At 41.2% G+C, this 25,793-nt stretch carries 24 protein-coding genes; 14 read left to right on the top strand and 10 right to left on the bottom strand.

Annotated features, from left to right (window positions below; all coding sequences use genetic code 11):
- Nucleotides 1-42: 42 nt before the first annotated feature.
- Entirely contained in the window at nucleotides 43-1,587 is a 1,545-nt protein-coding gene (gene purH, locus GNF10_RS13630; RefSeq protein ID WP_185582222.1) for a bifunctional phosphoribosylaminoimidazolecarboxamide formyltransferase/IMP cyclohydrolase, read from the bottom strand.
- Nucleotides 1,588-2,213: 626 nt separating this feature from the next.
- Here purH and GNF10_RS13625 point away from each other — a divergent pair.
- Nucleotides 2,214-4,961, top strand: coding sequence for a calcium-binding protein (locus GNF10_RS13625; protein WP_185607170.1), 2,748 nt, complete (start codon nucleotides 2,214-2,216; stop codon nucleotides 4,959-4,961).
- Nucleotides 4,962-5,358: 397 nt separating this feature from the next.
- On the opposite strand, the gene GNF10_RS13620 is transcribed toward GNF10_RS13625, so the two are convergent.
- On the bottom strand, nucleotides 5,359-5,625 hold the full coding sequence (locus GNF10_RS13620) for a hypothetical protein (RefSeq protein ID WP_185582225.1): 267 nt from the start codon (nucleotides 5,623-5,625) through the stop codon (nucleotides 5,359-5,361).
- Between the two features lie 346 nt (nucleotides 5,626-5,971).
- Here GNF10_RS13620 and rpaB point away from each other — a divergent pair, with 346 nt between their 5' ends.
- The 7 genes from rpaB to GNF10_RS13585 all read left to right on the top strand — a co-directional run bounded on the left by rpaB (nucleotide 5,972) and on the right by GNF10_RS13585 (nucleotide 12,665).
- Nucleotides 5,972-6,697, top strand: coding sequence for a response regulator transcription factor RpaB (gene rpaB, locus GNF10_RS13615; protein WP_185582229.1), 726 nt, complete (start codon nucleotides 5,972-5,974; stop codon nucleotides 6,695-6,697).
- 160 nt (nucleotides 6,698-6,857) lie between these two features.
- Nucleotides 6,858-7,496: a glutathione S-transferase family protein gene (locus GNF10_RS13610; RefSeq protein ID WP_185582226.1), complete on the top strand. Its 639-nt coding sequence runs from the start codon at nucleotides 6,858-6,860 to the stop codon at nucleotides 7,494-7,496.
- Nucleotides 7,497-7,849: 353 nt separating this feature from the next.
- A complete protein-coding gene (locus GNF10_RS13605; RefSeq protein WP_185582227.1) occupies nucleotides 7,850-8,719 on the top strand; it encodes an inositol monophosphatase family protein in 870 nt (289 codons plus the stop codon).
- A 44-nt stretch (nucleotides 8,720-8,763) separates the two neighbouring features.
- Nucleotides 8,764-9,744: a 2-dehydropantoate 2-reductase gene (locus GNF10_RS13600; protein WP_185582228.1), complete on the top strand. Its 981-nt coding sequence runs from the start codon at nucleotides 8,764-8,766 to the stop codon at nucleotides 9,742-9,744.
- Nucleotides 9,745-9,890: 146 nt separating this feature from the next.
- Nucleotides 9,891-11,396, top strand: a complete 1,506-nt coding sequence (locus tag GNF10_RS13595; RefSeq protein WP_185591941.1) for an ABC transporter permease subunit — start codon at nucleotides 9,891-9,893, stop codon at nucleotides 11,394-11,396.
- Nucleotides 11,389-12,123 carry an amino acid ABC transporter ATP-binding protein gene (locus GNF10_RS13590; RefSeq protein ID WP_185586221.1) on the top strand — a complete coding sequence of 245 codons (735 nt, stop codon included), beginning with the start codon at nucleotides 11,389-11,391 and terminating at the stop codon, nucleotides 12,121-12,123. The genes GNF10_RS13595 and GNF10_RS13590 overlap by 8 nt, the downstream gene beginning before the upstream one ends.
- A 137-nt stretch (nucleotides 12,124-12,260) precedes the next feature.
- On the top strand, nucleotides 12,261-12,665 hold the full coding sequence (locus tag GNF10_RS13585) for a DUF4112 domain-containing protein (RefSeq protein WP_185586222.1): 405 nt from the start codon (nucleotides 12,261-12,263) through the stop codon (nucleotides 12,663-12,665).
- An 11-nt stretch (nucleotides 12,666-12,676) separates the two neighbouring features.
- On the opposite strand, the gene GNF10_RS13580 is transcribed toward GNF10_RS13585, so the two are convergent.
- Both GNF10_RS13580 and GNF10_RS13575 read right to left on the bottom strand, forming a co-directional pair.
- The gene (locus GNF10_RS13580) at nucleotides 12,677-12,916 is read right to left on the bottom strand and encodes a hypothetical protein (protein WP_185586223.1); all 240 of its coding nucleotides are present in this window, start codon (nucleotides 12,914-12,916) and stop codon (nucleotides 12,677-12,679) included.
- Nucleotides 12,917-12,990: 74 nt separating this feature from the next.
- Complete coding sequence (locus tag GNF10_RS13575; protein ID WP_185586224.1) at nucleotides 12,991-14,541, bottom strand: cytochrome P450; 1,551 nt, start codon at nucleotides 14,539-14,541, stop codon at nucleotides 12,991-12,993.
- Between the two features lie 182 nt (nucleotides 14,542-14,723).
- Between GNF10_RS13575 and GNF10_RS13570 the strand changes: the two genes are divergently transcribed.
- Both GNF10_RS13570 and GNF10_RS13565 read left to right on the top strand, forming a co-directional pair.
- A complete protein-coding gene (locus GNF10_RS13570; protein ID WP_185586236.1) occupies nucleotides 14,724-15,302 on the top strand; it encodes an NADPH-dependent FMN reductase in 579 nt (192 codons plus the stop codon).
- 104 nt (nucleotides 15,303-15,406) lie between these two features.
- A complete protein-coding gene (locus GNF10_RS13565; RefSeq protein WP_260445824.1) occupies nucleotides 15,407-15,589 on the top strand; it encodes a HigA family addiction module antitoxin in 183 nt (60 codons plus the stop codon).
- 123 nt (nucleotides 15,590-15,712) lie between these two features.
- Here GNF10_RS13565 and GNF10_RS13560 read toward each other — a convergent pair whose 3' ends face one another.
- The gene (locus tag GNF10_RS13560; protein WP_185586225.1) at nucleotides 15,713-16,678 is read right to left on the bottom strand and encodes an acetamidase/formamidase family protein; all 966 of its coding nucleotides are present in this window, start codon (nucleotides 16,676-16,678) and stop codon (nucleotides 15,713-15,715) included.
- A 118-nt stretch (nucleotides 16,679-16,796) separates the two neighbouring features.
- Here GNF10_RS13560 and GNF10_RS13555 point away from each other — a divergent pair, with 118 nt between their 5' ends.
- The gene (locus GNF10_RS13555) at nucleotides 16,797-17,195 is read left to right on the top strand and encodes an ankyrin repeat domain-containing protein (RefSeq protein ID WP_185586226.1); all 399 of its coding nucleotides are present in this window, start codon (nucleotides 16,797-16,799) and stop codon (nucleotides 17,193-17,195) included.
- Here the strand turns inward: GNF10_RS13555 and GNF10_RS13550 are convergent.
- Entirely contained in the window at nucleotides 17,192-17,653 is a 462-nt protein-coding gene (locus tag GNF10_RS13550; protein ID WP_185586227.1) for a hypothetical protein, read from the bottom strand. The two genes, GNF10_RS13555 and GNF10_RS13550, sit on opposite strands and share 4 nt — an antisense overlap.
- 116 nt (nucleotides 17,654-17,769) lie before the next feature.
- Nucleotides 17,770-18,390: a hypothetical protein gene (locus GNF10_RS13545; protein ID WP_185586228.1), complete on the bottom strand. Its 621-nt coding sequence runs from the start codon at nucleotides 18,388-18,390 to the stop codon at nucleotides 17,770-17,772.
- 150 nt (nucleotides 18,391-18,540) lie between these two features.
- On the opposite strand from GNF10_RS13545, the gene GNF10_RS13540 reads away from it, so the two are divergent.
- Both GNF10_RS13540 and GNF10_RS13535 read left to right on the top strand, forming a co-directional pair.
- Complete coding sequence (locus GNF10_RS13540; RefSeq protein ID WP_185586229.1) at nucleotides 18,541-19,773, top strand: DUF4336 domain-containing protein; 1,233 nt, start codon at nucleotides 18,541-18,543, stop codon at nucleotides 19,771-19,773.
- Nucleotides 19,774-19,988: 215 nt separating this feature from the next.
- Entirely contained in the window at nucleotides 19,989-20,165 is a 177-nt protein-coding gene (locus tag GNF10_RS13535) for a hypothetical protein (protein ID WP_185586230.1), read from the top strand.
- 192 nt (nucleotides 20,166-20,357) lie between these two features.
- Here the strand turns inward: GNF10_RS13535 and GNF10_RS13530 are convergent, their stop codons facing one another.
- The 3 genes from GNF10_RS13530 to GNF10_RS13520 all read right to left on the bottom strand — a co-directional run bounded on the left by GNF10_RS13530 (nucleotide 20,358) and on the right by GNF10_RS13520 (nucleotide 23,521).
- Nucleotides 20,358-20,912: a pyridoxamine 5'-phosphate oxidase family protein gene (locus tag GNF10_RS13530; protein WP_185586231.1), complete on the bottom strand. Its 555-nt coding sequence runs from the start codon at nucleotides 20,910-20,912 to the stop codon at nucleotides 20,358-20,360.
- Between the two features lie 205 nt (nucleotides 20,913-21,117).
- Complete coding sequence (locus GNF10_RS13525) at nucleotides 21,118-21,642, bottom strand: DUF937 domain-containing protein (protein ID WP_185586232.1); 525 nt, start codon at nucleotides 21,640-21,642, stop codon at nucleotides 21,118-21,120.
- A 157-nt stretch (nucleotides 21,643-21,799) separates the two neighbouring features.
- Nucleotides 21,800-23,521, bottom strand: coding sequence for an ATP-binding protein (locus GNF10_RS13520; RefSeq protein WP_185586233.1), 1,722 nt, complete (start codon nucleotides 23,519-23,521; stop codon nucleotides 21,800-21,802).
- A gap of 395 nt (nucleotides 23,522-23,916) precedes the next feature.
- On the opposite strand from GNF10_RS13520, the gene GNF10_RS13515 reads away from it, so the two are divergent.
- Complete coding sequence (locus GNF10_RS13515; RefSeq protein WP_185586234.1) at nucleotides 23,917-25,467, top strand: YcjF family protein; 1,551 nt, start codon at nucleotides 23,917-23,919, stop codon at nucleotides 25,465-25,467.
- Nucleotides 25,468-25,793: the final 326 nt, after the last annotated feature.

Genomic DNA, 25,793 nt, shown 5'->3' with positions numbered 1-25,793 from the left:
TTGTATGACACTTTCTCAACTGCACACCTGGTAAGCAATAATTTAGTGTAAAAAGTGACGTACACCAGTTAAAACCATCAGCAAACCCAGTTCGTTAGCAGCCTTGATTGAATCTTTATCGCGCAGACTTCCCCCTGGTTGGACAATGGCTGTAATTCCTGCGGCTGCGGCTGTTTTCACAGAATCATCGAAGGGGAAAAATCCATCGCTGGCGAGAGTTGCACCTTTGGCTTTTTCTCCAGCTTGTTCTAGGGCAATTTTAACTGATCCGACGCGGTTCATTTGACCAGCACCTACTCCTAGTGTAGTGCGATCGCTAGTTACAACAATGGCATTAGATTTCACGTGTTTGCAAACTTTCCAAGCAAACAGTAATTCGGCTAATTCGCTGTCAGTCGGTTGACGTTCAGTGACTACTTGCCATTGGCTAGTATCAGCAATCACATCATCGCTAGCTTGGACAAGAAAACCACCTGCGATCGCTTTCACTGTATTCTTAGGGCCGCTACTCAAATCAGCTAGAGTCAAAACCCGCACGTTGGATTTTTTAGCAAGGATTTCTTGAGCTTCTGCATCACAACTTGGTGCAATCACACATTCTAAAAATGTTTTAGTTAACTCGCTAGCCGTAGCCGCATCAATGGGACGGTTGAGTGCTACAATCCCACCAAAGGCAGAAGTAGAATCAGCGTTGAAAGCTTTTTGATACGCTTCGAAAATAGTACTTCCCAATGCCGTACCACAGGGATTTGTATGTTTGATAATCGTTGCTGCTGGGGTATCTGTGAATTCAGCAATAATTCGGCGTGCGGCTTCTAAATCAACTAAGTTATTGTAACTAAGTTCTTTGCCTTGGAGTTTGGTTGCGGCTGCCCATCCCGTTGGAGTATTACCAGTTTGATACCAGGTGGCGGGTTGATGAGGGTTTTCGCCGTAACGCAGAGATTGCAATTGTGTACCGCTAAGGGTGTACTGCTGTGCATCTGCGAGGTAAGATGCGAACTGACAAGTCAGCGCTTGCGCTATCGCTTGATCGTAACTAGCAGTATGCGAAAATCCTTTTAAAGCCGCCTTTTGCCGAAACTCTAGGGATGCTACGCCGTTATTTTGCCGTAATTCCTCCAAATACTCGTCATACTGTGCCGGATCGCATAATACAGCCAGATGAGCGAAGTTTTTCGATGATGCCCGCAGCATAGCAGGCCCGCCGATATCAATTTGTTCAACAGCTTCTAATAATGTTACCCCTGGTTTAGCGATCGTTTCCTCAAAGGGATATAGATTCACCACCACTAAATCAATCGGGCGAATTTGGTTATTTTCTAAATCTGTAATATCTTGGGGAACATCTCGCCGTGCCAAAATACCACCATGAATACGGGGATGTAGGGTTTTGACTCGACCACCTAAAATTTCTGGAGAACCTGTATAATCTGCAACTTTGGTGACAGGCAGTCCCGCATCTTTGAGTGCTTGGGCTGTTCCCCCACTGCTGATTAAATCAAAGTCAAATTCTTCAACCAAGCTACGGGCTAGGTCAATTATACCAGTTTTGTTAGATACACTCAGCAGGGCTAGACGCGCCATTGATCAATTCCTTAAAATTAGGCTAGAAGCGAAGGATCTCAAGTTTTGCATAAGCCTTGGTTCACTTCAAGACCATGAGGAATTATTCTGAAATCCAGTAGTGGCGTGACAACGATAGGAGATGAACAGGTTCTCCGTAACTCCTTTGACATTGAACAGTTTGCGATCGAAAAGCAAATAATATGAAGGGTATGCAAAGATATTCATTTAGATATAGACATCTAAGTAAAAATTCGGTATGTGTTTATTATCAGGTTATTTACATATTTCCTGTTTTCAAGCTAAACATCTACGGCAATAGTCTACAACGAAGGCATAGAGATTCCTCCTCTTATACCCTGCCAAGTATTCCTTCTTTTCAAGCTAGTCTGAAACTAATTGTTTTTGTGAATCCTTATGCTCATAAATTTGTACAGAGGCTAAGACTTAGAAAGCCCGAAGTTGCATAAGTAACACTTGCAAGCTAATCAAATGAGTAATTTTGAAAGAAAAATTTGTAACCCTCAAGGGTGACATAAAAGTATGTAGAAACATCAACATTCGACAATTTTTTTGCCTTCAAACAGCATTAACAGCAACTTGAGAACTTAATTTACTGAAAAAATTGATTCAGGTAGGAAAAAATAATGGCAAATATCATTGGAACTAACGGTAATGATACCCTACTGGGTAGCGACACTGAAGACACAATTAATGGTAAAGCTGGGGATGATACCATCACATCTCAAAATGGCAACGACACCCTAACTGGTGGCGGTGGCAAGGATAAATTTGTCTACGAGTATGATTACAGATACAGTGACTTGAGTAACAGCACTGATATCATCACCGATTTCGGTGGCGTAGGTAAAGGCACAAACCCAACATTAGGAGTGATTGCCGAAGTCGATACCATAAAATTCCAAGGCTATGGCTTAACTGCCCGAAATCTGCTGCTTACCCAGAAAGGTAACAATCTGGAAATCACCTTTGAAAGCCTGACTGACGTAAAAGTCATCCTCAAAAACTTCAAATTAGAAAACTTAGATAACCTGAAAGCTTCTGGTACAAGACCAGCGATTGGTAATATCCTGTTTGATGGGCAAACTAATATTACCGACAGTTTTGATGTGTTTGATGCTAATTCCACTCAAACTAGTCTGTTCAATAGAAACACTGTTACCTTCCTCAATGACCTCAATAACAACATTAAAGGTTTAGACAATTCAGATGATGTGGTAAATGGTCAAGGGGGTAATGATAAAATCGATGGCTTGAGTGGCAACGACTTGCTGCGGGGTGGCGAAGGAAATGATACTCTAATTGGTGGTGTAGGTAACGATCTTCTCATTGGTGGTACGGGCAATGATTCCCTCAATGGTAATGAAGGAGATGATACTCTAATTGGTGGTGTAGGTAACGATCTTCTCATTGGTGGTACGGGCAATGATTCCCTCAATGGTAATGAAGGAGATGATACTCTAATTGGTGGTGTAGGTAACGATCTTCTCATTGGTGGTGCTGGTGACGATTTCTTAAGTGCTAAATTGGATTTTGATTCTTTATCTTTAGCAGATGTTCGTCTGCTAGATGGGGGTGATGGTAACGATAATCTCTCTTTTGGAGGCTTTTATTTGGAACGCAATGACCCTGCCCCCACTTACATAACTGGCAATAATACCCTCAATGGTGGCGCAGGTGACGATCGCTTTAATATTTACTTTTCAAAAGCAAATAACCTGCTAAATGGTGGTGACGGCAACGACACGTTCTCCAAAAACTACAGTGGCAATGATACGGTAGATGGGGGCGCAGGTAACGATTCGTTGTCCTATGACACTAATTATTACGATGTAACTCAGGGAATCACTTCGACATTCAATGCTACTACTAACAGTGGCTCGATTACGGCAGGCACGAATCGGCTTAGTTACAAAAATATTGAACGATTAGATATCACAGGTACAATCTACAATGACTTAATTGTGGGGAGCAGTGGCAGCGATACGCTCAACCCAGGCAATAGGGGTAATGATACGGTAGATGGGGGAAGAGGTGACGATTTGTTGACCTTCGTCAGTTACTATGAAACCGAGGGAATCACAACGACATTCAATGCTACTACTAACACTGGAACAATTACGGGAGGGACAAATCGGGTTAGTTACAAGCATATCGAACGATTAAATATCACAGGTACATCCTACAATGACTTGATTGTAGGGAACAGTGGCAACGATACGCTCAACCCAGGCAGTAGTGGCAATGATACGGTAGATGGGGGAAGAGGTGACGATTTATTATCATATAGCCCCTTTTATGTCGGTCTTAATGAGGGAATCACAACGGCATTCAATGCTACTACTAATATTGGAACAATTACGGCAGGCACGAATCGGCTTAGTTACAAGAATATCGAACGATTAAATATCACAGGTACATCCTACAGTGACTTGATTGTGGGGAGAAATGGCAACGATACGCTCAACCCAGGCAGTGGTGGCAATGATACGGTAGATGGGGGCACAGGTGACGATTTGTTGACCGTCGATTACTACTTTGGTGCCGAGGGAATCACAACGGCATTCAATGCTACTACTAACACTGGAACAATTACGGAAGGGGCAAATCGGCTTAGTTACAAGAATATCGAGCGATTAAATATCACAGGTACATCGTACAGTGACTTGATTGTGGGGAGCAATGGGGATGATAGCATAACAGGAAACTCTTTTTTCACTGTCGGGTATCGTGAAGTTAGTTATGTTGGGTATATTGCTGGCAATGACACAATAGATGGGGGCGCAGGTGATGATTTCTTGAGGGTGGATAATATCGGTGGTTCGCAAATCACTTCGACATTCAATGCCATCACTAACACTGGCTCAATTACATCGGGGACAGATGGGGTTAGTTACAAGAATATCGAACAATTAAATATCACAGGTACATTCTACGATGATTTGATTGTGGGGAGCAATGGCAATGATACCCTCAGTGGTACTAGTGGCAATGATACCCTCACAGGTGGTAAAGGTAATGATACTCTCTATGGAGGAATTGGTAGTGATACCTTTACTTTCAATAGTTTCAATGAAGGTATAGATAGACTTTATGACTTCGACAAGAGATTTTATGACTCCGATCTGACTAATGAACTGATTCGGGTATCTGCTACTGGTTTTGGTGGGGGATTATCACCAGGTGTACTTCAGCAAAGTCAGTTTAGAATCGGAGCATCTGCAACCACTAACACTGAACGATTTATTTACAACGATGTTACAGGTGCATTGTTCTTTGACCAAGATGGTAGTGCGATCGCCTTTACTCAGGTACAATTTGCACAACTATCTGCTGGTTTGTCACTAAGCAAAAATAATTTTGTGGTTGTTTAATTGTGATTAGCGCTCTATCACTCTAAGCAGAGAAAATAGAAAATTGTCGGATTGCGAGGTATCTGAAATCGCAACTCGCATCCGATTCATTCGGAGAAATAAGAGTGATATATATACAATCCTTTATTTGGAATAGAATAGAAATCTCGCCCGTCTTATAACGTGCAAGATTCCCAACCCATAAACAGTATTGAATGGATACCGTAAATAATTGCTAGCTTTGAGCCGAGCGATTACACCAGAAATACAGTTAACTTGATTAAAGATGGTTGAAAGTTGTAAAACAATCAACCACCCATAGATCCAATCAATCCCAGTCAAAATCAAGGATAAATTCGGAATTACCTTAAAGTCTTGAGGTTGACAAATTACCGACACGTTAAAAGCTTTATAGCAGTTATCCAAAATTACAAAAATCATCTACGCGGATATCCCGCCAAATATCAGAAATTTGCCAGCCGGAATTGCCAACAGACTGGACTATGGGATTATCGCGCAATGGAATGTAGTCAGGTTCTCTCGGTTCTGGAATCGTTACTGGTTGCTCATCAACCACAGGGGTTGAAAAATTGACGGTATCAGCTTGAAGATTTTGGTCTTCAGCGTCTTGGATTTCCATCATTTTTTTCAGGGTCAGCGTGTCAGATTTTTTGATGATCTTCATATTTATTAATTAAAAGTTTTCATTCACTGAATATCAAAGCCATTAGCTAAAAAATCAGATGACAACAGAGTTGTAAAAAGTCGTGGGTGAAATGAGTGTTAATAATTGCACGGAATAAACAAGATACACTAAATCTATGGAAAATACGAGTCCCCTGCTGAGGAATTTCTTAATTTAGTGCAAATCTCTATTTTGGTACAGATGCATTAGCATAATTTTGCACAAATGCTTTGAGCAATTTACACTACTGCTTTAGAGTAAGTCCAAGGCCGTTTTGTGTTTTAGACTCAATCAAGCCTGATAATAGAGGGTTAAGAGTTCTCGCTGTAAAGGAGCATTGAGAAACTTGTCAGGTCATAAAGGAAAAATCCTGGTAGTAGATGACGAAGCGAGCATACGTCGGATTTTAGAGACGCGTCTTTCCATGATTGGCTATGATGTCGTCACAGCTAGCGATGGTGAAGAAGCTTTGTCAACTTTTCGTGTATCCACTCCTGACTTAATAGTCTTGGATGTGATGATGCCAAAGCTCGATGGCTACGGTGTATGCCAAGAATTGAGGAAAGAGTCAGATGTACCAATTATTATGCTTACAGCTTTGGGAAACGTAGCCGATAGAATTACTGGGCTAGAGTTAGGTGCTGATGACTACATGACAAAGCCTTTCTCTCCCAAGGAGTTAGAAGCTCGGATTGCCTGTATACTAAGGCGATGCTCCCATAAAACTAGTGTCAATACCACTCCTAATTCCACGATAATTCATGTGGGCAATCTCAAAATTGATACAAATAAGCGGCAAGTCTATAAAAATGAGCAGCGCATTCGCCTGACGGGTGTGGAATTTAGCTTACTAGAGTTGTTAGTGAATAATTCTGGAAAAGTTTTTTCCCGATTAGAAATGTTGCAGCTATTGTGGGGTTGCGTACCAGGACTTCATTTAGACACCCGTGTAGTAGATGTGCATATCTCCCGATTGCGGACAAAGGTAGAAGATGACCCCAACTTACCAGAGTTGATTATCACAGCAAGAGGTAGTGGTTATTTTCTCCCACGAATTGTTGAATCACAGTAGGAGGAAATTGAAGAAGAATTCCGAATCCAAAAATCAGTGCTTGATTTAGCTCTACGCAAAACCCAAAACAAACCATTAGATAGATGAAGAATGAATCAGCTGATGGTAGTTTCAGATGATGAAAAGTCAGTAATAACTCCATTGCAAAAAAGTAGCTATTATGATCGTTGTCCATCATCTTAACAACTCGCGATCGCAGCGCGTGCTATGGCTGCTTGAAGAATTAGGGATCGATTATGAAATTAAGTTCTATGAACGCGACCAGAAGACGATGCTGGCACCGGCATCCCTGCGTGAAGTCCATCCCCTCGGCAAGTCACCAGTAATCACAGATGCAGAAAATACTGTAGCTGAGTCGGGCGCTATCATTGAATACATCGTCGAGCGCTACGGTAATGGTCAGCTAATCCCGCCATCTGGTACACCAGAGCGTCTGCGCTACACTTATTGGCTGCATTATACCGAAGGCTCTGCAATGCCACCTCTGGTAATGAATCTCGTCTTTAACCGTTTTGGTGTAGGAGACAGCGTAAACGAAGGATTTATCGCACCCCAGATTAAGCTTCACTTTGACTATATAGAAGGTGAACTTGGTAAGAGTACATGGTTTGTAGGCGAAGAATTCACCGCCGCCGATATCCAAATGAGCTTTCCTTTGGAAATAGTCGCTATGGAAGCCGAACTCATCTCAAGCCGACCGAAAATTAAGCAATTTATCGAGCGCATTCATGCGCGGCCTGCTTACAAACGCGCTCTTGAACGTGGGGGCAAATACGACTTTGCTAATAGCATTCAATAATTCTTGTACCCATTTCGGATAATTAGAAACTGGTTAATGTTGTATTTAGATCATCATCAGTCGCATCTTTTTCTAATTCAGTAGAAGTTGACAGAAGCTTTTGGAGTTAATTTCAGAAGTTAGATAAGAAACAGCCACCCCCAATTCCACAAATCCTGCTGAAGCAGCAACAGCTTTTACATTTATAGGCATTAACTAGCAGTTTCTTTAATCAGTGCCGTAGTTCCTTGAACGTCCGGTAGATTGGTAAAGATTATGGTATCATTGCACCACAATGATACCGTAATTTTGTCTAGATATAGAATTCTATCGCTCTGCCAACGGTAGATTATTTCTGAAAGGAGTTTGCTGCAATGTCCACAACACCAACTACTCGACTAATTTTGGAAACCTTACTCCCCCATCTGAAAGTAGCAGCAGCTTATGCCCATTTTCTTCAACCAAAAATTGCTGCACTTCCTGCCAAAGGAGAAGGAAACAACTTTTTTAGTGCTGCACTTACTGATGCGGATGTAGCTATTCAAAATCTAGTAGAAGTAGTATTACTGGGCACTTTTCCAAATATTCGCTTTTATGGAGAAGAATATGCAAGTTCTAACAACACAAAGTATTTTCGTGCTACCGAACTCGGTTCAGAAGGTGATTACTTAGTCACACTCGACCCAATCGATGGTACAAAGTTTTACATGGATGGACATTCTAATTACCAAATTATTCTCAGTATTTTAAATTCAGATGACTTTGAAGCCGTAATCGCAATTTCTCCTGCCCAAAACATTTATTTTTATGCCCTTCGAGGTGAAGGTGCTTTTAAAGGGACTCTGGAGATGAGCCTAGAAGCCTGTGCCCCATTAAATATAACATCTGCCAAACCTGCTATTTTGTTGGGATGGGCAATGAATTCTATTGGACATTTACTAAAAGATCGATATCAAGTAATCGATATAGCGACTGATTACTCTAGTGATATTCAAATTCCTAATCTTAATGGTATTCTCACTGGTGATTTGAGTGGAGCAGTGATTAAATCGGGTAAATTTATTGATGTTGCTGCACTCGCTTTTATTGTGAAAGAGGCTGGTTGGATTGTAACTACTCTTGACGGTTCGACTTTACCGCCACTGCATACTTGTCAAAACTATAGTCTGCCTGGATTAATAATAGCTACCTCAAAATCTGTTCATCAAGATTTACTGAAAGCTATGCAAAGCCTACCTGTTTGAGGGTAAATAAGTAATTGATTATTTGCTAACTATCCCTAAACAAAATGAAAATCTGTATTGTTGGCGCAGGTGCAATCGGTGGATATTTAGGGGCAAAACTGGCACTGGCAGGGGAAGCAGTGACGCTGATTGCACGTGGTTCCAATTTAGAGGCGATTCAAAAAAATGGGCTGAAGCTGCTCATGGCAGACGGTTCTAGCCAAATTGCTACTCCGTCTCTGGCAACTAGCAATATTCAGGAAGCGGGACCACAGGATGTAGTAATTTTAACTGTCAAGGCTCACAGTGTGCCTGCGATCGCACCTTTTCTCCCTGCACTCTACGATGCTCACACGATGGTGGTGACAGCCCAAAATGGCGTTCCTTGGTGGTACTTTCGTCAACATGGTAGTGAGTATGAAGGTACGCGGATTCAATCTGTCGATCCAGATGGGATTATTGAAGCTAGTATCGGTGTTGAACGCGCTATTGGTTGTGTGGTTTATCCGGCAACAGAGATAATTGAACCGGGTATGATCAAACATATTGAAGGTGATCGCTTTACTCTCGGTGAAATCGATGGTAGTAAAAGCGATCGCATCCAATTACTGGCGCAGACTTTAAAACAGGCAGGATTCAAAGCACCAATCCGCAATCAAATTCGCACGGAAATTTGGATCAAGTTGTGGGGTAATGTGGCATTTAATCCGATTAGTGCCCTGACTGGTGCTACTTTAGAGGATATTTGCCGCTATCCCCTCACGCGTGAACTAGCGCGGCAAATGATGACAGAAACTCAAGCGATCGCAGAAAAATTGGGTATAAAGTTTGGTATTAGTTTAGAGCAGCGAATTAATGGGGCAGAAAATGTTGGTGCCCATAAAACATCTATGCTACAAGATATTGAAGCCGGACGCGCTACGGAGATAGACGCTATTGTTGGCGCGGTGGCAGAATTGGGAAAACTTACTCAAATTCCCACACCTTATATTGATGCTATTTATGCCAGCGTTAAGCTGCTGGAGGCGACCAAAGTCAGAATTTAACAGTCTCTAATTACAACATTTCATTAATTCATAAAAAATTCTCTGCGTACCTCTGCGCTTACCTCCGCGCCCCTTTGCGTTTAAATTTTAAACCACGATTTTACGCGTTTAAGGTGCAGAATTTAAATTATATAATTATCAACTTTATGAAGAAAAAAGTATGGCTATCAACAATACTAGTTGTAGCAGTAGTAATCAGCATCATCATCGGACATAACAATTCTCTCAAAGCTGTCTCATCTTTAGGGAAAGACACCCTGACGATGATTACTTCCCCAGATTATCCCCCTTATGAGTTTTATGATACTAAAGGAGGCGATGTCTACGACGGGCTACGCCTACGCCAAATCGTTGGCTTTGATATAGATATTGCCAAAACCCTGGCTGAAAAGCTAGGGTTTAAACTTCAAATAATGGAATCCGATTTTAATGGATTGATCCCTGCACTCCAAGCAAATCGCGCTGACTTTGTAATGGCTGGGATGACTCCGACTCCAGAACGTCAGAAAAATATTGATTTTTCAATTATTTATTACGAAGCCAAAGATACTATTGTCGCTTCCAAAGGTAGCAACCTCAAGCAGCCCCAAGATTTATCAGGAAAAAAGGTTGGGGTACAACTAGGAACGATACAGGAACAAAATGCCCAGAAAATTGCTAAAAAAGTTGCGGGTATTCAGCTAAAACAACTCAACAGAGTGCCGGAAGTAGTTCAAGAAATCAAATCTGGGCGGATTGATGCCGCAATTGTTGAGGATACCGTCGCTAAGGGATTTGCCCAAGCTAACCCAGATTTAGAATTTAATACAATTCCCTCAGAGGAAGCAAGTGGATCTGCGATCGCTTTTCCTAAAGGTTCTTCTTTTGTAGAACCCTTTAACAAAGTTCTTCAACAAATGAAGGACGATGGCACATTGAATAAACTTGTCGCCAAATGGTTTTCAGAGAATACCGCCGCCAATCCTGCATCTTCAACTCCTGTCAAAGGCGGATTGAATCTAGACTTTACCAGAATTCTTCCAGATATTCCCTTTATTTTGTGGGGAATCCCTTTAACTTTGTTGTTCACGCTATTATCTGTAACCTTGGGGTTAATCTGGGGAACAATACTATCTCTATTAAAAATTCTTGGTATCAAACCGCTTACCTGGGTTGCTAACGCCTACACCTCTGTTTTTCGAGGTACACCTTTGTTATTACAGTTGGCGTTGGTTTACTACGCAACACCCCAGCTTACAGGCTATGACATTTCCGCATTGCAAGCAGGGGTGTTAACTTTTACCCTGAATTCTGGCGCTTATATGTCGGAAACCATCAGAGGTGGGATTCAAGCGGTGGATAAAGGGCAAAGTGAAGCAGCGATGTCTATGGGTGTTCCTTTTTGGTTGATGATGTGGGATGTGATTTTACCGCAAGCATTGAAGAACATTCTCCCAGCATTGGTAAATGAAACTATCGGATTGCTCAAAGATTCCGCGCTGGTGTCAACCATTGGGGTGGTGGAAATATTACGCAGTGCCCAAATTGTTGGTGCAAACAAATATATTTATTTTGAACCACTGTTATTTGCAGGTTTAATCTACTATGTTTTGGTGATGGGTATGACTTTGGGTGCATCAGCTTTAGAAAGGAGGTTACGGGAAAGTGAATAATGTAGTAATTCGCACGGAATTCTTATCTAAATCCTTTGGCAAACTCGACGTACTCAAAGATATTTCCACTGAGTTTTACCAAGGCGAAGTGGTTGCCATATTAGGCCCTTCTGGTTCAGGGAAATCTACCTTTCTGCGATGCATAAACTTGCTAGAACAACCCACCAGAGGCAGAATCTACTTTCATGACCAAGAAATTACCAAGCCTAAAGCAAACATCGCTAAAGTGCGCCAGCATTTGGTGATGGTATTTCAGCATTTTAATTTGTTTCCCCACATGAATGTGCTGCAAAATGTCACCTACGCACCTATAAAGGTAAAAGGAATAAACAAGCAAAAAGCAGAACAACATGGCTTAGAATTGCTTGCTAAGGTAGGTTTAGAAGAAAAAGTGTCTGTCTATCCCTCCAAATTATCTGGGGGACAAAAACAGCGAGTAGCGATCGCCCGTGCATTAGCAATGGAACCTGAGATGATTTTGTTTGATGAACCCACCTCTGCACTAGATCCCGAAATGGTTAAGGATGTCCTAGAAGTGATGAAAGCTTTAGCGCTATCTGGAATGACAATGGCGATCGTTACCCATGAAATGGGCTTTGCCAAAGAAGTTGCCAATCGGATTATGTTCCTCGACCAGGGAAGTTTAGCAGAAGATACTACCCCTGGCGAGTTTTTTCAAAATCCTCAGTGCGATCGCGCCAAGCAGTTCTTGGAAAAAATGCTGTAGAACATCTGAAATTCGCCGCTTTTTTGTATTCTTGAAACTTTTCTAAAACAGGGCGAAGGTTTGGCATTTCTTTCTGACGGTACAAGACAAATAATTAGAAATTGTGCAAATTAAGAGTAGTGTAAATATCAGAAACTATGGACGCTGCTAAACGCCTCGCTACTCTCAATCGCATCCGCAAACTCAGCCGTTTGATGGATACATCTATACGCATCCCTCTAACAGGTTTTCGTATTGGAATAGACCCAATTATCGGTTTGGTTCCAGGTGCTGGTGATTTAATCAGTACAGCGTTTTCAGCTTACATCATATTTTTAGCTACCCGTTTTGGCATTCCACGTCAAGATTTAGCCAAAATGATTTTTAATGTTGGTTTGGAAACAGTCGTTGGTACTGTGCCTTTAGTGGGTGATTTATTTGATGCTTTCTATAAGTCTAATATTCGCAATTTGGCAATTTTGGAGCAACATTTGACAGTAGTTGAACCAAAACTCAAAGAAGTGTCTGATGAACTTTACTCTGGTAAGTTCAGCCAAGTTTAAGCCTATACTCATTATTTTTCAACCAGTTCAATTGTGCATTTTAAAAGCTCTCGCAGAAAATGGGGCAAAGCCTTACTCAACTCTTGTTTTGCCCTTGGTTCTAAACAAGCGACAATATGCTGATATGAAACTGCATGATGTAAAGCACATAAAGGTTTGGTTAATGTCCAAGCTTCTAGTAAACATGACATTGGTTCATAAGCTGTCCATTGGGCTAAATATTCCTCTTGTAAATCCTTCAGCGCACTCACTGAACTCGCGATCGCAAATCAAATTTGGCAATATCCTGCAATGGCAATGAATGCGTCAACCGCCGTTATTATCCCTACTTTCTCAACCGAAAACGCACCGGCATTCTATCAGGCGGATAAATCAAAAGGTTTTGCTGTAACTGTTCCAGAGATGAGCGACCGTTGACCAACTCCCAGTCAAAGTAGTAAAGCAGTAGTGCCAGCATCATCGTTCCTTCTAGCATTGACAAATGCTCTCCCAAGCAACGATGAGAACCTGAGCCAAAGTCTATCATTGGCAGTTGACTATTTTCCTTACTCTTGTCTAACCAACGCTCCGGCAGAAATTCATCGGGATGCGAATAGACTTCTGGATCTCGTCCAGCAGCAAGCATTGACCAGAATATTTTCGTGCCACGAGGAATAACCGTACCCTCAATAACAGTGTCACGTTGAGCCTCCAATGAAGTCGAGCCAGAGGCGACGGAATAAAGGCGCAAAGTTTCCTTGAGAATAGCGCGGATGTAATTCAATTCCTTGAGGCTTTCTCCATTAATACTGCCTTGACTTTCCCAAGCTTGGTCAACAACGGCCTGTGCTTGCTGAAAAACTCTTGGATTTAAGGCCAACTCTCCTATTGCAAAAGATAAAGTATGAGCCGTGGTATCAGTACCAGCGATTAAAAGTTCAATAACTTCTGCTATCAGTGTTTCCCGATTGTATTTTGGTTCTTTGGCAGCTATTTTCACTAACATTGATTCTTGGAACAAAGGACTTACCTGTGGTAAATCGGTCTGATTTTGTTCTCTCATCTGTAAAGCTAAGTCTACACGGGGAGTAATAAACTCTTCTAAATATCGCCTTGCTGCCCAATAATCTCGTGAGTTCTTAGTTGGCAGATACTTCATCCATATCTTCTCGCCAGTAGCTACCCGTAGAAAGCGATAGCCGACAATAGACATCGCCTCGTACACCTTGAGAACATCAAGGGGTTGTCCTTCATGAGTAGGAATGTTTTTATCTACAGGAATACCCAGTACAAGAGAGGAAATCACCCTCATTGTTAGTTCTACAAATAGAGGATCTACCTGAACTTCTGGCGAGGCATTTGACTGAATTTTCTCAATTACTTGTTCGCAAGCGTGACTAATAATTTCCACATATTTGGAAAGACCACTAGAACTAAATTCAGGGTTCCAAGCCTTGCGTCTGTACTGCCACTCACTTCCATTTTGACCTAAAAGAATGGGCCCACCAATGTCGTTCCAAGCTTTGCTCGCTCGCTGTGACCTAATTAGGCTACCGTCTCTCATCCCATTAACAATGGTGTCTTCGATAATTTTTGGTTTACTCAAAACGAGAACTGGAAAGCCAGCCCAGTAAACATACATTGGGCCTAGCTGCTGGCTCCAATCAAACAATAGTTGGAAGAATTTCTTCTCTTTCACTGCTGCTAATACTTGAGGAATATTTCCTAATAGCCAGTGCCTTTTAGGAGAGGGCAAGGACTGTAGAGATTTGTAAGTGTTCTTTTGTTTCCACCACCGCCAACCAAATATTCCCGCTGTGCTAGTAATGCCTAAAGCTGTAACTAAATATGGAAATGAGTCAGAAAAAGTAATTTGAGCAGCAATCTCTTGGAACATAAATCCGCCTTTGCCCAACAAAACTTAGATTATTCAGATACTACCGTATTGTTTCCAGATTGGTTTACCGAGGTTCTCAGTTGAGTGGTTTCTAAAGAAAATCTAAAGGTAGCAAATAGCGATCGCCTGAAAACAGGATAATGCAACTGAACAGATTAATTCTTCCCATTCAATCTAGAACTATGGCATCTACACCTAAAATCCTTGCCTTTGCCGGCAGCACTCGGATTGATTCTTACAACAAAAAATTGGTAAAAATCGCGGCATCTGGCGCTCAGGCGACAGGCGCAGAAGTGACTTATATAGACCTGCGCGATTTGCCTCTACCTCTGTATGATGAAGATTTGGAAGCTCAAGAAGGACTACCTGCCAACGCCCGCACTTTTAAGGACTTGATGATTTCTCATCAAGGATTGCTGATTGCTTCGCCGGAATATAACAGTTCACTCACAGCAGTTTTGAAGAATGCCATTGACTGGGCATCCCGTCCAGCCCCAAATGAAGCACCATTGGCTGCTTTTGCAGGTAAGGTTGCTACTATTATGAGTGCTTCCCCAGGCGCTCTTGGTGGTTTGCGTGGCTTGGTTCACCTGCGGTCTATTTTGGGAAACATCAAAGTTTTGGTACTTCCCGACCAAATAGCAGTAACCAAAGCTTACGAAGCCTTTAATGGTGATGGGACATTAAAAGATGCTAAACAGCAAGAATCTGTTCAGCAGTTAGGCGCTGGCTTAACAAAGATATTGCTGAAGCTTAACTAAATTCTTCAGGTGTTCAGTAAATAGCGAACACCTATCATTAAGAGTTAAGGATGATTGCAAAAAGAAAACCTATACATCCTGGCGGATTAATCAAGCGTTAGTACCTGGAACCGCTAAATATCACAATTACTAACTTTGCTGATATTCTTAATGTGTCTCGTAAAACTGTATCTGAGATAGTTAACGAGCAAGCAAGTGTTACGCCGAATATGGCGCTTCGTTTGGCTATTGCTTTGCAAACTACTCCTGAACTTTGGTTAAATCTCCAAGAAAAATATGATCTTTAGTGCGCTGCTAATGAATCAGAGTCTTGGAAAGATATAGCACCTATAAATTTACAAGCTTCCTGAGCAACAAGATTTCCGACTTCTTAAATCAATCGGGAATCTGGGCATTTCAATTCTCACAAATTATAAATTAATTTTCTTGGAAAAAATTGATTTAGGCAGCATTCCATGCACACCTTTTTGGGGACTGTTCACAACTTGAGTGATATGAAAATTCACAGCTAAACTACATAACACATAAGCATCTTCTGGCGACAAATTTGCAAAGCGTTCCAGAAAATCAATCATGTTTTTTAAAGCTAATTCTAAAGCTTCATCTAAGGTTTGGGCAAACCCCATTGTAATGATATGAGTTGGAGTTTCAGCAATTGGTGTTGTCAGTTTTAAATCCTTGCGAAGTTTGAGGGTAATTCTACCATTCATGGAAGTTTCAATGGCGGTAACATTTACTTCGCCATCTCCCTGTGCAGAATGTCCATCACCAATAGAAAATAATGCACCTGGTACGAAAATTGGCAAAAATAAACGAGAACCAGCTTGTAATTCCCGGTTGTCGATATTACCACCGTAAGAACCTGGTGGGACAGAAGTTCGGGAGGTTTCTGGAGTAGCGACACCAAGAATTCCAAAAAACGGTTTGAGGGGAATTTTTATGCCAGCACCCGCCGGAAATTCCGCGATATTGTTTGCTAAATCTAGAGGAATGAATCTTAAAGCAGGTTGAGGAAACTGATGTGGTAAAGCTCCCCAGCCTGTACGAATGGCATTGAAGCCAACGGGTACACTAGGTGCGATCGCATCTAATTGTACTTCTAAAATATCCCCTGGTTCGGCATCACGTATATAAATCGGCCCTGTGAGTAAATGCGGCCCCCCAGCAATCTTGCGTTCTGGTAAAAGATTTTGGCAGATATCGAGAAATTCTGGCGTGACAAATTCAGGTGGTGCTTTGTCGTAAACATAGTACCCAGTATAAGTTTCCACATCAACCGTATCACCAGAATCAATAGTGAGTGCTGGTTCTAGCAGATGGCAGAAACCACCCAGATGTACAGTTTCCTTGGTAGCTTTTAAAATGTAATGAGTCATCGCTATTCTTGCAATATGTCTAAATTACCAAGAGCCGCTTACTACAAACCTTTAGTTAGTTACTTACGCTCACTTACTTGTACTAAATAATTCTAAAAACTAGCAGGAGGAAAAAATAATGTATGGAGACTACATTATACCTGATGAAGATTTTGCCGAAGCACTGATTCGAGCAATTCGCTTTCATTACTTGGAAGAAGTTCAAGCTCTTATTTCCGTTCAGCAAGATATCAATGCTAGAGACAGCAGCGAACTTTATTGGAGTCCTTTAATATATGCAGTTTTTGAAGAATCTCTAGATATAGTTAAATTGCTAGTTAAGGCTGGCGCAGATGTCAATATTAGAGGTTCCGATCAAGATGATTTTCCTTTAAATCTATCTGCTTACGCTTGCAATAATACTTTTTTTTATAGTAATGAATTTATTCGTAATAAGAAGATTTTTGATTACTTGGCTCCACTAACTTCGCCAGAACTAAAAGAAATTGCACAGAGAACTCTAAATCGGAGGAATTAGCTTGATGGAAATAGACAGGATAGGAAATTTATCGTAGTCGCCCAATTCTCCAAATCTGGAGCTAACTGCATCATCTGCTGATAAACATCGTTGTTGATCCACAGCACTAGAGGAAAAGAAAAATTATTGAAAAACTCCTTGTGCATATAATTAGCCGAAGTCCAAAACTGAGGTAGATTGTATAAGGATTCTAAACCTAGAATCATTAAGACTTGTACCTCATCATTGGATTCTTCACGCATGATATTATAAAGATCCATTTCGGATTCCTTTAGATGGAAAACGTTAATATCACATTCACAAATTTTATGTAATTTTTCTATCAGGGTATCGTATAGACTAGCATAATTACACCGTGCAAGAATCAGCTTAAACTGGCATTGAGAAGCTTGAATTGTCCAAGCTAATTTTTTCAATGCTTTTTCATTATTCTCTTCATATCGCTGTGGATCAGTCATAATAACATACATTTACTTTAGGCTTTTTTGCAAGCATAACCTGGGAACAACAGTTTTTGAGAGCAAGTATGAACAATCCTTTTAAATATGATCTGTAGGAATATTTACAACTTCTGTCAAGCCTCAGATGAAAGGATGCCTACTAATACTCTTACCAAATCTTCTAAACCTTCAGGAACACGATAAAGTTTAATATCTTCTGTAATTAGCTTTTGTTGTATATCGAGTGTACCAAACTTCCAGTCATGTCCATTATTAACTGCACCAAATAAAATTGATGATTGATCGTCTAGAGTCTGCTCCAAAGCGATTAATTCTACTGCGAGTTGTGTAAACTCTCTTCTAATATCTGATTGTTTTGCTTCAATTACCAATAAAAAGTTAGATTTATGTAAATAATAATCTAAAGTCACTTTGAGCTTTTCATCGACATTAATTGGATACTCACTATATAGTTGAGCTTTTATTTGATCGCAGATTTCAGCAAGGATAGGAGCAATCATAAATTCTCTGATTGATATCTCAGTCGTTGGGTTAAAAAGCTTTATATTGCGCTTTAAGTAATTTTGCAAAAATTCTAGATAGCTAATCTCAGCAAAGTATCTTGGTAATTTTAGTTCTGTGCGTTCGTAACTGTACTCAAACTCAGCTACTACATCTATTGTTGGATTAGGTAACAAAAAGTATTGACTAAAAGTGTAACTTTGATCGGGTTTTAAAATTTTATATTTACTCATAATTTTATCGAGAATGAACTACGCAGAAAATATTACGAATTACAATTAAGAATGAAGAATTGATCTGATGATCTCAACAATTTGCTAAACTCCAACTTTGGGGATAGTAAATAAAAACAATTTGAGCAGGGAATTTGGAGGGGTTGCAGAGTGGCTGATGATGAACGCATAGTCAATGCACAACAGATAAATCCAAAAGACTTTTCATGGGGATTATGGCCTGTTCTGCCACTCTACCCTTATGGCAGGCGGCAGACAATCCGCAAAGAAGTGATTAAGGAGACAATCTGGAATTTTGACCAGATTCAGGGCATTTTCTACGTAGTTGTGCCGATTCGCATGACTGTAGTTAAACTCGAAGCTGGGGGTCTTCTTATCTATGCGCCTGTTGCACCAACCCCAGAGTGTATCCGGCTTGTGAATGAGTTGGTGGCGGAACACGGTAATGTTAAGTACATCATCCTGCCGACTATCTCCGGCATAGAACATAAGGTATTCGTCGGCCCTTTCGCCAGATATTTTCCGACTTCACAGGTATTTGTAGCTCCCCATCAGTGGAGTTTCCCGCTAAATCTGCCCCTTAGCTGGCTTGGTTTACCCCCAAAACGGACTCAGGTACTCCCAGAAGATAGTAGCAAAACACCCTTTGCTGACGAGTTTGATTATGCGATGCTGGGCCCCATCGACCTTGGCCCTGGTCGATTTGCGGAAGTTGCTTTTTTTCACAAGCGATCGCATACTCTTTTAGTAACAGATTCTATACTCTCTATCCCAGACGATCCACCTGCGATCGTTTTATTAGATCCATATCCCCTACTATTCCATGCCAAGGATCGTGCTTCTGATATTGTTGCAGACATTCAGGTAAATCGCCGTAAGGGTTGGCAGCGCATCTGTCTGTTTGCTTTGTACTTTCAACCAAGCGCACTAAATATACCCCAATGGAATCAGGTGTTGCAAGATGCCTTGAAAGCCTCAGAACGCTCAAGGAAAGCTTATTTTGGATTGTACCCCTTTCAATGGCATCCAGATTGGCTGCGATCGTTTGATGCCCTGCGAGGTGATGGACGGTTGTTTGTTGCACCAATTCTACAGACGTTGATTCTCAACCGCGCACCACAAGAAACCATTGACTGGGCTGATAAAGTTGCTAGTTGGGACTTCGAATGGATTATTCCCTGCCACTTTGATGCACCGATAAAAGCCCAAGCTTATCAGTTTCGTCAAGCTTTCTCTTTTTTGGAAAAGCAGCCTGCTGTTTGTGGGGGTTTATTCAGCAGTAGCAGCTATCCCCTACCAGAGGACGATTTTAAACTACTTAAAGAAATCGATGCAGGTTTAAATAAGTTGGGCATTGTGCCAGCAGCAAAGGAGAAGGTGTAGGATAATTTTTTGTAACTGCTGTGCTAAAGAATCAGAAAGTGCTATGACTGCAAAACTATAGCGGTACAATTTTTGATTTCTAAATTAAACTTTGGCATTCAATTAGTTTGCAAATTCTTACCAGAGAACTAAGACTAATTCCTTCTATTGGCTGTGGTCAAGTTCATAGATCAGTTGGTTAACTTGAGAATAGCAACTATTAAAGATGAAAAAAGATGAATAAGACATTACTAACGATTTTGATGCTTGGACTGTTACTCTTATTCATCATTTCTCCCTTTGCTGCCCTTGCTAGTTTGATGCTGGTAGTGTTAGTTTCGGCATTTTTCTCTTTACTTGGAAACTTATTTCAAGCCATAATTGCTGGTGATACCAACCCAAAAGGGTCATAAGGGACTTCCAAATAAAAAAATATCCCATCGCTTTAAGGGCAGGGGGACAGGGAGTAGGGGGAGGCAAAATCATAGTGAAGTATAGAGATTGGATAATTTATTTTTTGGAGTTCCCTAGAAGCAAAATCAACTGTGTCAATGGACGAATAGAATAATCCATAACTCATGCCCCAAAGCCCACTTTTGTAAAATTTAGGATAATTTACTCAGTGGTGTTGGTAAACCGTCAATGCTGACAAGATTTTTCTTCTGTTGATATTCTCGAACTCCCTCTTCACCTTTTTTACTAGCCCAGTTTACTAAAGTCTGGCGCTGACCCCGATATTCATAAAGTGGTACGCCAAAACCACAAGAAGTCTGTACTTTTTCAATATCAGCGACGATAATTTGGCGAGTTCCAGGCATTGGTAAAAACTTAGAATAGAGAGAGTCCCAGTCTGGAGAACTCGGTAAAATTGTGTGTCCTTGACCGTAAAGACGCAAGATACACGCGGGTTCTTCAAAGGCGCAAAACATGAAGGTTATTCGCCCATTTTCTTGCAAATGGGCTGAGGTTTCGTTACCACTGCCTGTAAGGTCTACGTAACCTACTTGTTTGGGAGAGAGAACGCGAAAGCATCCTAAACCTTTAGGAGATAGATTAACATGACCCGTAGGACTCAAGGGTGCAGAGCCAACAAAGAAAAGGTGTTGGGCTGCAATAAAGTCTTGCAGTTCGTCTGTAATACAGTCAAAAAGTTTAGACATAGACTGTCTGATTTATATTCACATACAAATTTCTCATCTTCTCAGCCTATGCTTTAGCTAAATATCTAGCAAGGCCCAATTGCCGATGTCTTAGCAAATGGGAGTTTGGAGTTAGGAAAAGTATTAACTAGTGGGCGTAAATAATTGTCTTTGGGGTAAGGAAATAGGCAATAGGCATAAGGGTTTAAGCCTAGTTCCTTTTTATTTACTTCCTCATATACCGACTAGCCATTTGGATGGCATCAGCGATATCTACATCACCATCGCCGTCAGCATCTAAGAAGGAATTCAGTACAGGATTCCCGCCAGCTTGTGGATTTTGAGCATTTGCACCTGATTGCAAAAAATTCAGGACTAAAGGTACTGCTAAAGGTAGCAATTGTTGAACTATACCAGCATCCAATCCAGTGCGCTGGGCAGCAACCTGAGCTACCTGTTGTTGTATCTGAGGAGAAAATAGCGAATTTACGGCTTGGGGGTTAGGTGAAGTCCCAGCATATTGATTCACTAAACTTTGTGCGGCTTCATTACCATCTGTGGCTTGCTTGTCTTGTAAAGCGGAACGCACTTGACCACCCACAATTGACAAGACTGATTGAATGGTAGAAGGGTCTGCACCAGTACTTTGGCTTAATTGCTGTACAGTGTTAATAATTCCTCCCAGTTGCCCTAAGCTACCCTGTTGATTGGGATTAGCAACTGCACCAAGAATTTGATCGAAAAGTCCCATAAATTGATTTCTCCCTTTGTTCTCAAAAAGCTTGCCAAAACTGGCTTGAAGTGTTTGTGTAGGCAAACTTTCGTCAGTCCACTAAAAAGATTTAAACACGCAACCTTATACTTGCTGTTGATTATTATGAAAAAATTAACTTTGGAAAGCTACTAGCTTAAGGATGAGAAACTGGTAAAGTTATACCTGCGGTGGGCAGAGCCAACGCAAACTCTGTACCTTTATCTAACTCAGATTGGCAGGTAATCTTACCTTGATGTTTTTCTACCACAATTTGAGATGCGATCGCTAGCCCTAAACCAGTACCAATGCCTCTTGGTTTGGTGGTAAAAAATGTTTCAAATATCTTTTTCTGATTTTCTGACGAAATACCAGGGCCGTTGTCAGCAATTCGGACTATCACCAAATCATTCTCCCAGCATTCGGTAATAATAGTGATTTCAGGTATAAATTCGGGATTCTCAGCCGATTTTTGCTCCACAGCATCAAGTGCATTGCTGAGAAGATTCATAAATACTTGATAAAGTAAACCTGTATAACCTGGAATCGCGGGAATTTCCCCATAACTGCGAACAAGGTTAATGCCATTTTTAAAGCGATTATTCAGAATCAATAATGTACTATCTAGACAAGCGTGTAGATCGACTAACTGCGCTTCTCCATCGTCTAAACGAGAGAAATCTTTCAAACTTCGGACAATTTCTCGCGTGCGTTCAGCGCCAATTTTCATTGAATTAAAGAGTTTTGGCAAATCGACTTCTAGAAACTCCAAATCAATTTCTTCTGCGAGAGTTTGCATGGCAGTGGAAGGCTGAGGAACTTCGGCTTTATATACTTGCAGTAATGCTAATAAATCGTCAGTATAGTTTTTTGCGTGTACGAGGTTGCCAGAAATAAAATTTACAGGATTATTAATTTCGTGGGCAACACCAGCTAGCATTCTTCCCAAACTAGACATTTTTTCACTTTGAATTAATCGGACTTGGGACTCAGCTTGTTGTTCTTCTAAAAGGTGCTTCACCTGTCGAATTAGCTGGTTAAGGGAATTAGTTAAAGCCCCAACTTCATCTTGAGTAATTACGGGCGCTTGCAAGTCAAAATTGGCTTCTTGGCTAACTCTTTGGGCAATATCTGTCACCGCTTTAATCGGATAAGCAATGATTGTACTGGTGTAGAAAGCTAGGATAGCAGCGATCGCTATTGACAGCAGCATACTACCAAGAATAATCTTAACTTGGATGAGTGCAGCTTTTTCTTGAGCTAGATGAGCTTCCTGTTGGCGTTTTTGAAGTGTTTTGGCAAAATCAGTTAACTCATGGGCAAATTGGTAAAACTTTAGAACATCCTGACTTTGGCTGAATTTCGAGATTAATTGCTGTGTTTTTATAGCTCCCTCCGACTGTGAAGTTAATGGCAAAATTTGCCGAATCAGCGACCTGAGTTGTTCAAAATATTCGGCTATTGTGCTGTTATGCTTTGTAAACAGAGCTTGTAAATTCTCTTGGGAACTGCTTTGACTAAATTCTTGTGCCTGAGAAATCAACGTTTCTGCATCCGCCAGATCGGTTTTGAAATTAGAGATTCCCCTTTGCAACGCTTGCGGCTGCTGCAAAAAAGGTAGTATTTCTTTCTCATGGATCTGTATTTCCAACAGTTTGCCTTGCAAACTACTTAACAAGCTTCCTTCTTCGTCTACCAATATAATCTGTTGTCTGGCTTGTTGAAAGTAGCGATCGCCTATTACCAACCCTGCTGTCGTTCCTAAAACTGCAACTCCCAAAGCCAAACCGTATCCATAAAAAATTTTTTGCCGGATACTAAGGCGATGGAATCTTTGTTGAACCCAGTTAAAGTATCTTAATTTAGGTATCGCAGTCATGGTATTACTCGTTGTTGAATTTTTTACTAGGTGGTTTTCATCAAAGACAAGAAATCCAGCCGCAAATGGAACACATTTAATCTAAAATGCGCTCTCAGTTTATCAAAAGGGACTTTTTTCTACCCTGGTCAAAAATACTGAAACTATGAAGATTAGAAGTATTTGCCTACTGAATGTTGATACAAGAAGAGCAGGGGGAGAAAAAAGGCTGAACCCAAGCTTATTGACATATAGAATTATTTATTGTGGGGGCACAGCATTGCTGTGCCCTTAAGTTTCACCGTCAAAGGTTCAGATTTTGCAAAAGCTGCTTCTTACTACTCTGGTAAGAAAGACTGAAACTATTAAGATCAGAAGCATCTGCATACTGAAATACCCACTAATCTTTCCTAGCCATGCCTCTGTCGCGCATAGTAACGCTAATTGTTGGTCTGATCGTCATTTTGGGGCTAGCCCTATGGCTAATTGATTCCTTATCGCGCCTCTATTGGCAATTGTCCTATTCGCCGTTGCTTGGCAATTTGCTGCTGTTGCTTCTGATTGTCCTTATAGGAGCCTTGGTTGCGGCTTTTGTCTATTATGTATTGGTAATTCAATCTGGGGAAAAGCGATCGCGCCGCAACCCAAAGCGAGTAACTGCGGCGCAAATTCCTGCTGCTAAATCTGACGCTGCTTCTACAACTCTCCAAGCTGTGCGCCAACAGGTAGCGCAAATTCAAGATGAAGTCACACGTCAGGCTTTATTAAGTCGATCGCGGGAGATTGAAGCAAACTTAGCACGGGGTGAAATTCAAGTAGTGGTATTTGGTACGGGGAGTGCTGGCAAAACTTCCCTAGTGAATGCGATTATGGGACGCATGGTGGGTCAAGTGGATGCACCTATGGGTACAACCCAGGTTGGAGAAACCTATTGTCTGCGGTTGAAGGGATTAGAACGCAAGATTTTAATTACAGATACGCCAGGGATTTTAGAAGCGGGTGTGGCGGGAACAGAACGCGAACAAATGGCGCGAGAACTGGCAACAGAAGCAGATTTATTGTTATTTGTGGTGGATAATGACTTACGACGCTCAGAATATGAGCCGTTGCGGGGATTAGCAGAAATTGGTAAGCGATCGCTCTTAGTTCTCAACAAAACCGATTTATATACAGATGAAGATAAAGAATCCATCCTCGCTAGGTTGCGTCAACGGGTACGGGGATTTATTGCTACTAATGATGTGGTGGCGATCGCAGCTAATCCTCAATCTGCACAACTAGAAACTGGCGAAACCTACCAGCCAGAACCCGATATTGTCCCTTTACTGCGGCGCACGGCTGCTGTTTTACGCGCCGAAGGTGAAGATTTGGTGGCGGATAACATTCTTTTGCAATCTCTGCGATTGGGAGATGAGGCACGAAAACTCATCGATGGCCAGCGTCGCCGTCAAGCTGACAAAATCGTAGAACGGTTTCAATGGATTGGTGCTGGTGTAGTATCAGTCACGCCAATACCAGTAGTAGATTTATTGGCGACAGCCGCAGTCAACGCTCAAATGGTTGTGGAAATTGGCAGAGTCTACGGCTGTGAATTGAATATGGAACGGGGACGAGAGTTAGCTCTTTCTTTAGCGAAAACTATAGCTAGTTTGGGCATTGTTAAGGGAGCAATTCAATTATTATCTACAGCGTTGCAACTCAATGTTGCCACCTTTCTTATTGGTAGGGCGATTCAAGGTGTGACAGCAGCTTATTTAACGCGAATTGCTGGTAAAAGTTTTATTGAATATTTTCGTCACGATCAAGACTGGGGTGATGGGGGAATGACGGAAGTTGTGCAGAAACAGTTTCAAATTAATCGCCGAGATGAATTTATTAAAGCTTTTATTCAAGAAGCGATCGCGCGGGTAGTAAAGCCGTTACAAGATAAATCTGAACTAGTTGAACAAGATGAAGAAATTAATTAATGTGCTATAAGAATTTTGGTGAGGTAGTAATATTTCTGAATCAGATTTTACACAAGTGTGGCAACAAATTTGGATAAAATTCCCACGTGAGGATGTTTAAAACATTGCGATCGCTAGACAAATATGATGTTACAGCGCTTCCGGCTATTATGCAATACAATTTTCCTCTTACCCCTATCCTATCATAGCTTTCAGGTTTGAGGGTGTACCTCATAGCCGCCGGAAGTGCTGTAGTTTAAATAATGCAAATTTAGATAATTTTTTCTAAAATTAACTCTGATAATTACTAAACGGATATTAATTCTCAACAATTAAGTGTATATATG

Origin of the sequence: Nostoc sp. UCD121, from assembly GCF_014222285.1 — a bacterium.
Classification (GTDB): domain Bacteria; phylum Cyanobacteriota; class Cyanobacteriia; order Cyanobacteriales; family Nostocaceae; genus Nostoc.
This window is presented reverse-complemented; position numbering and strand designations above follow the sequence as displayed.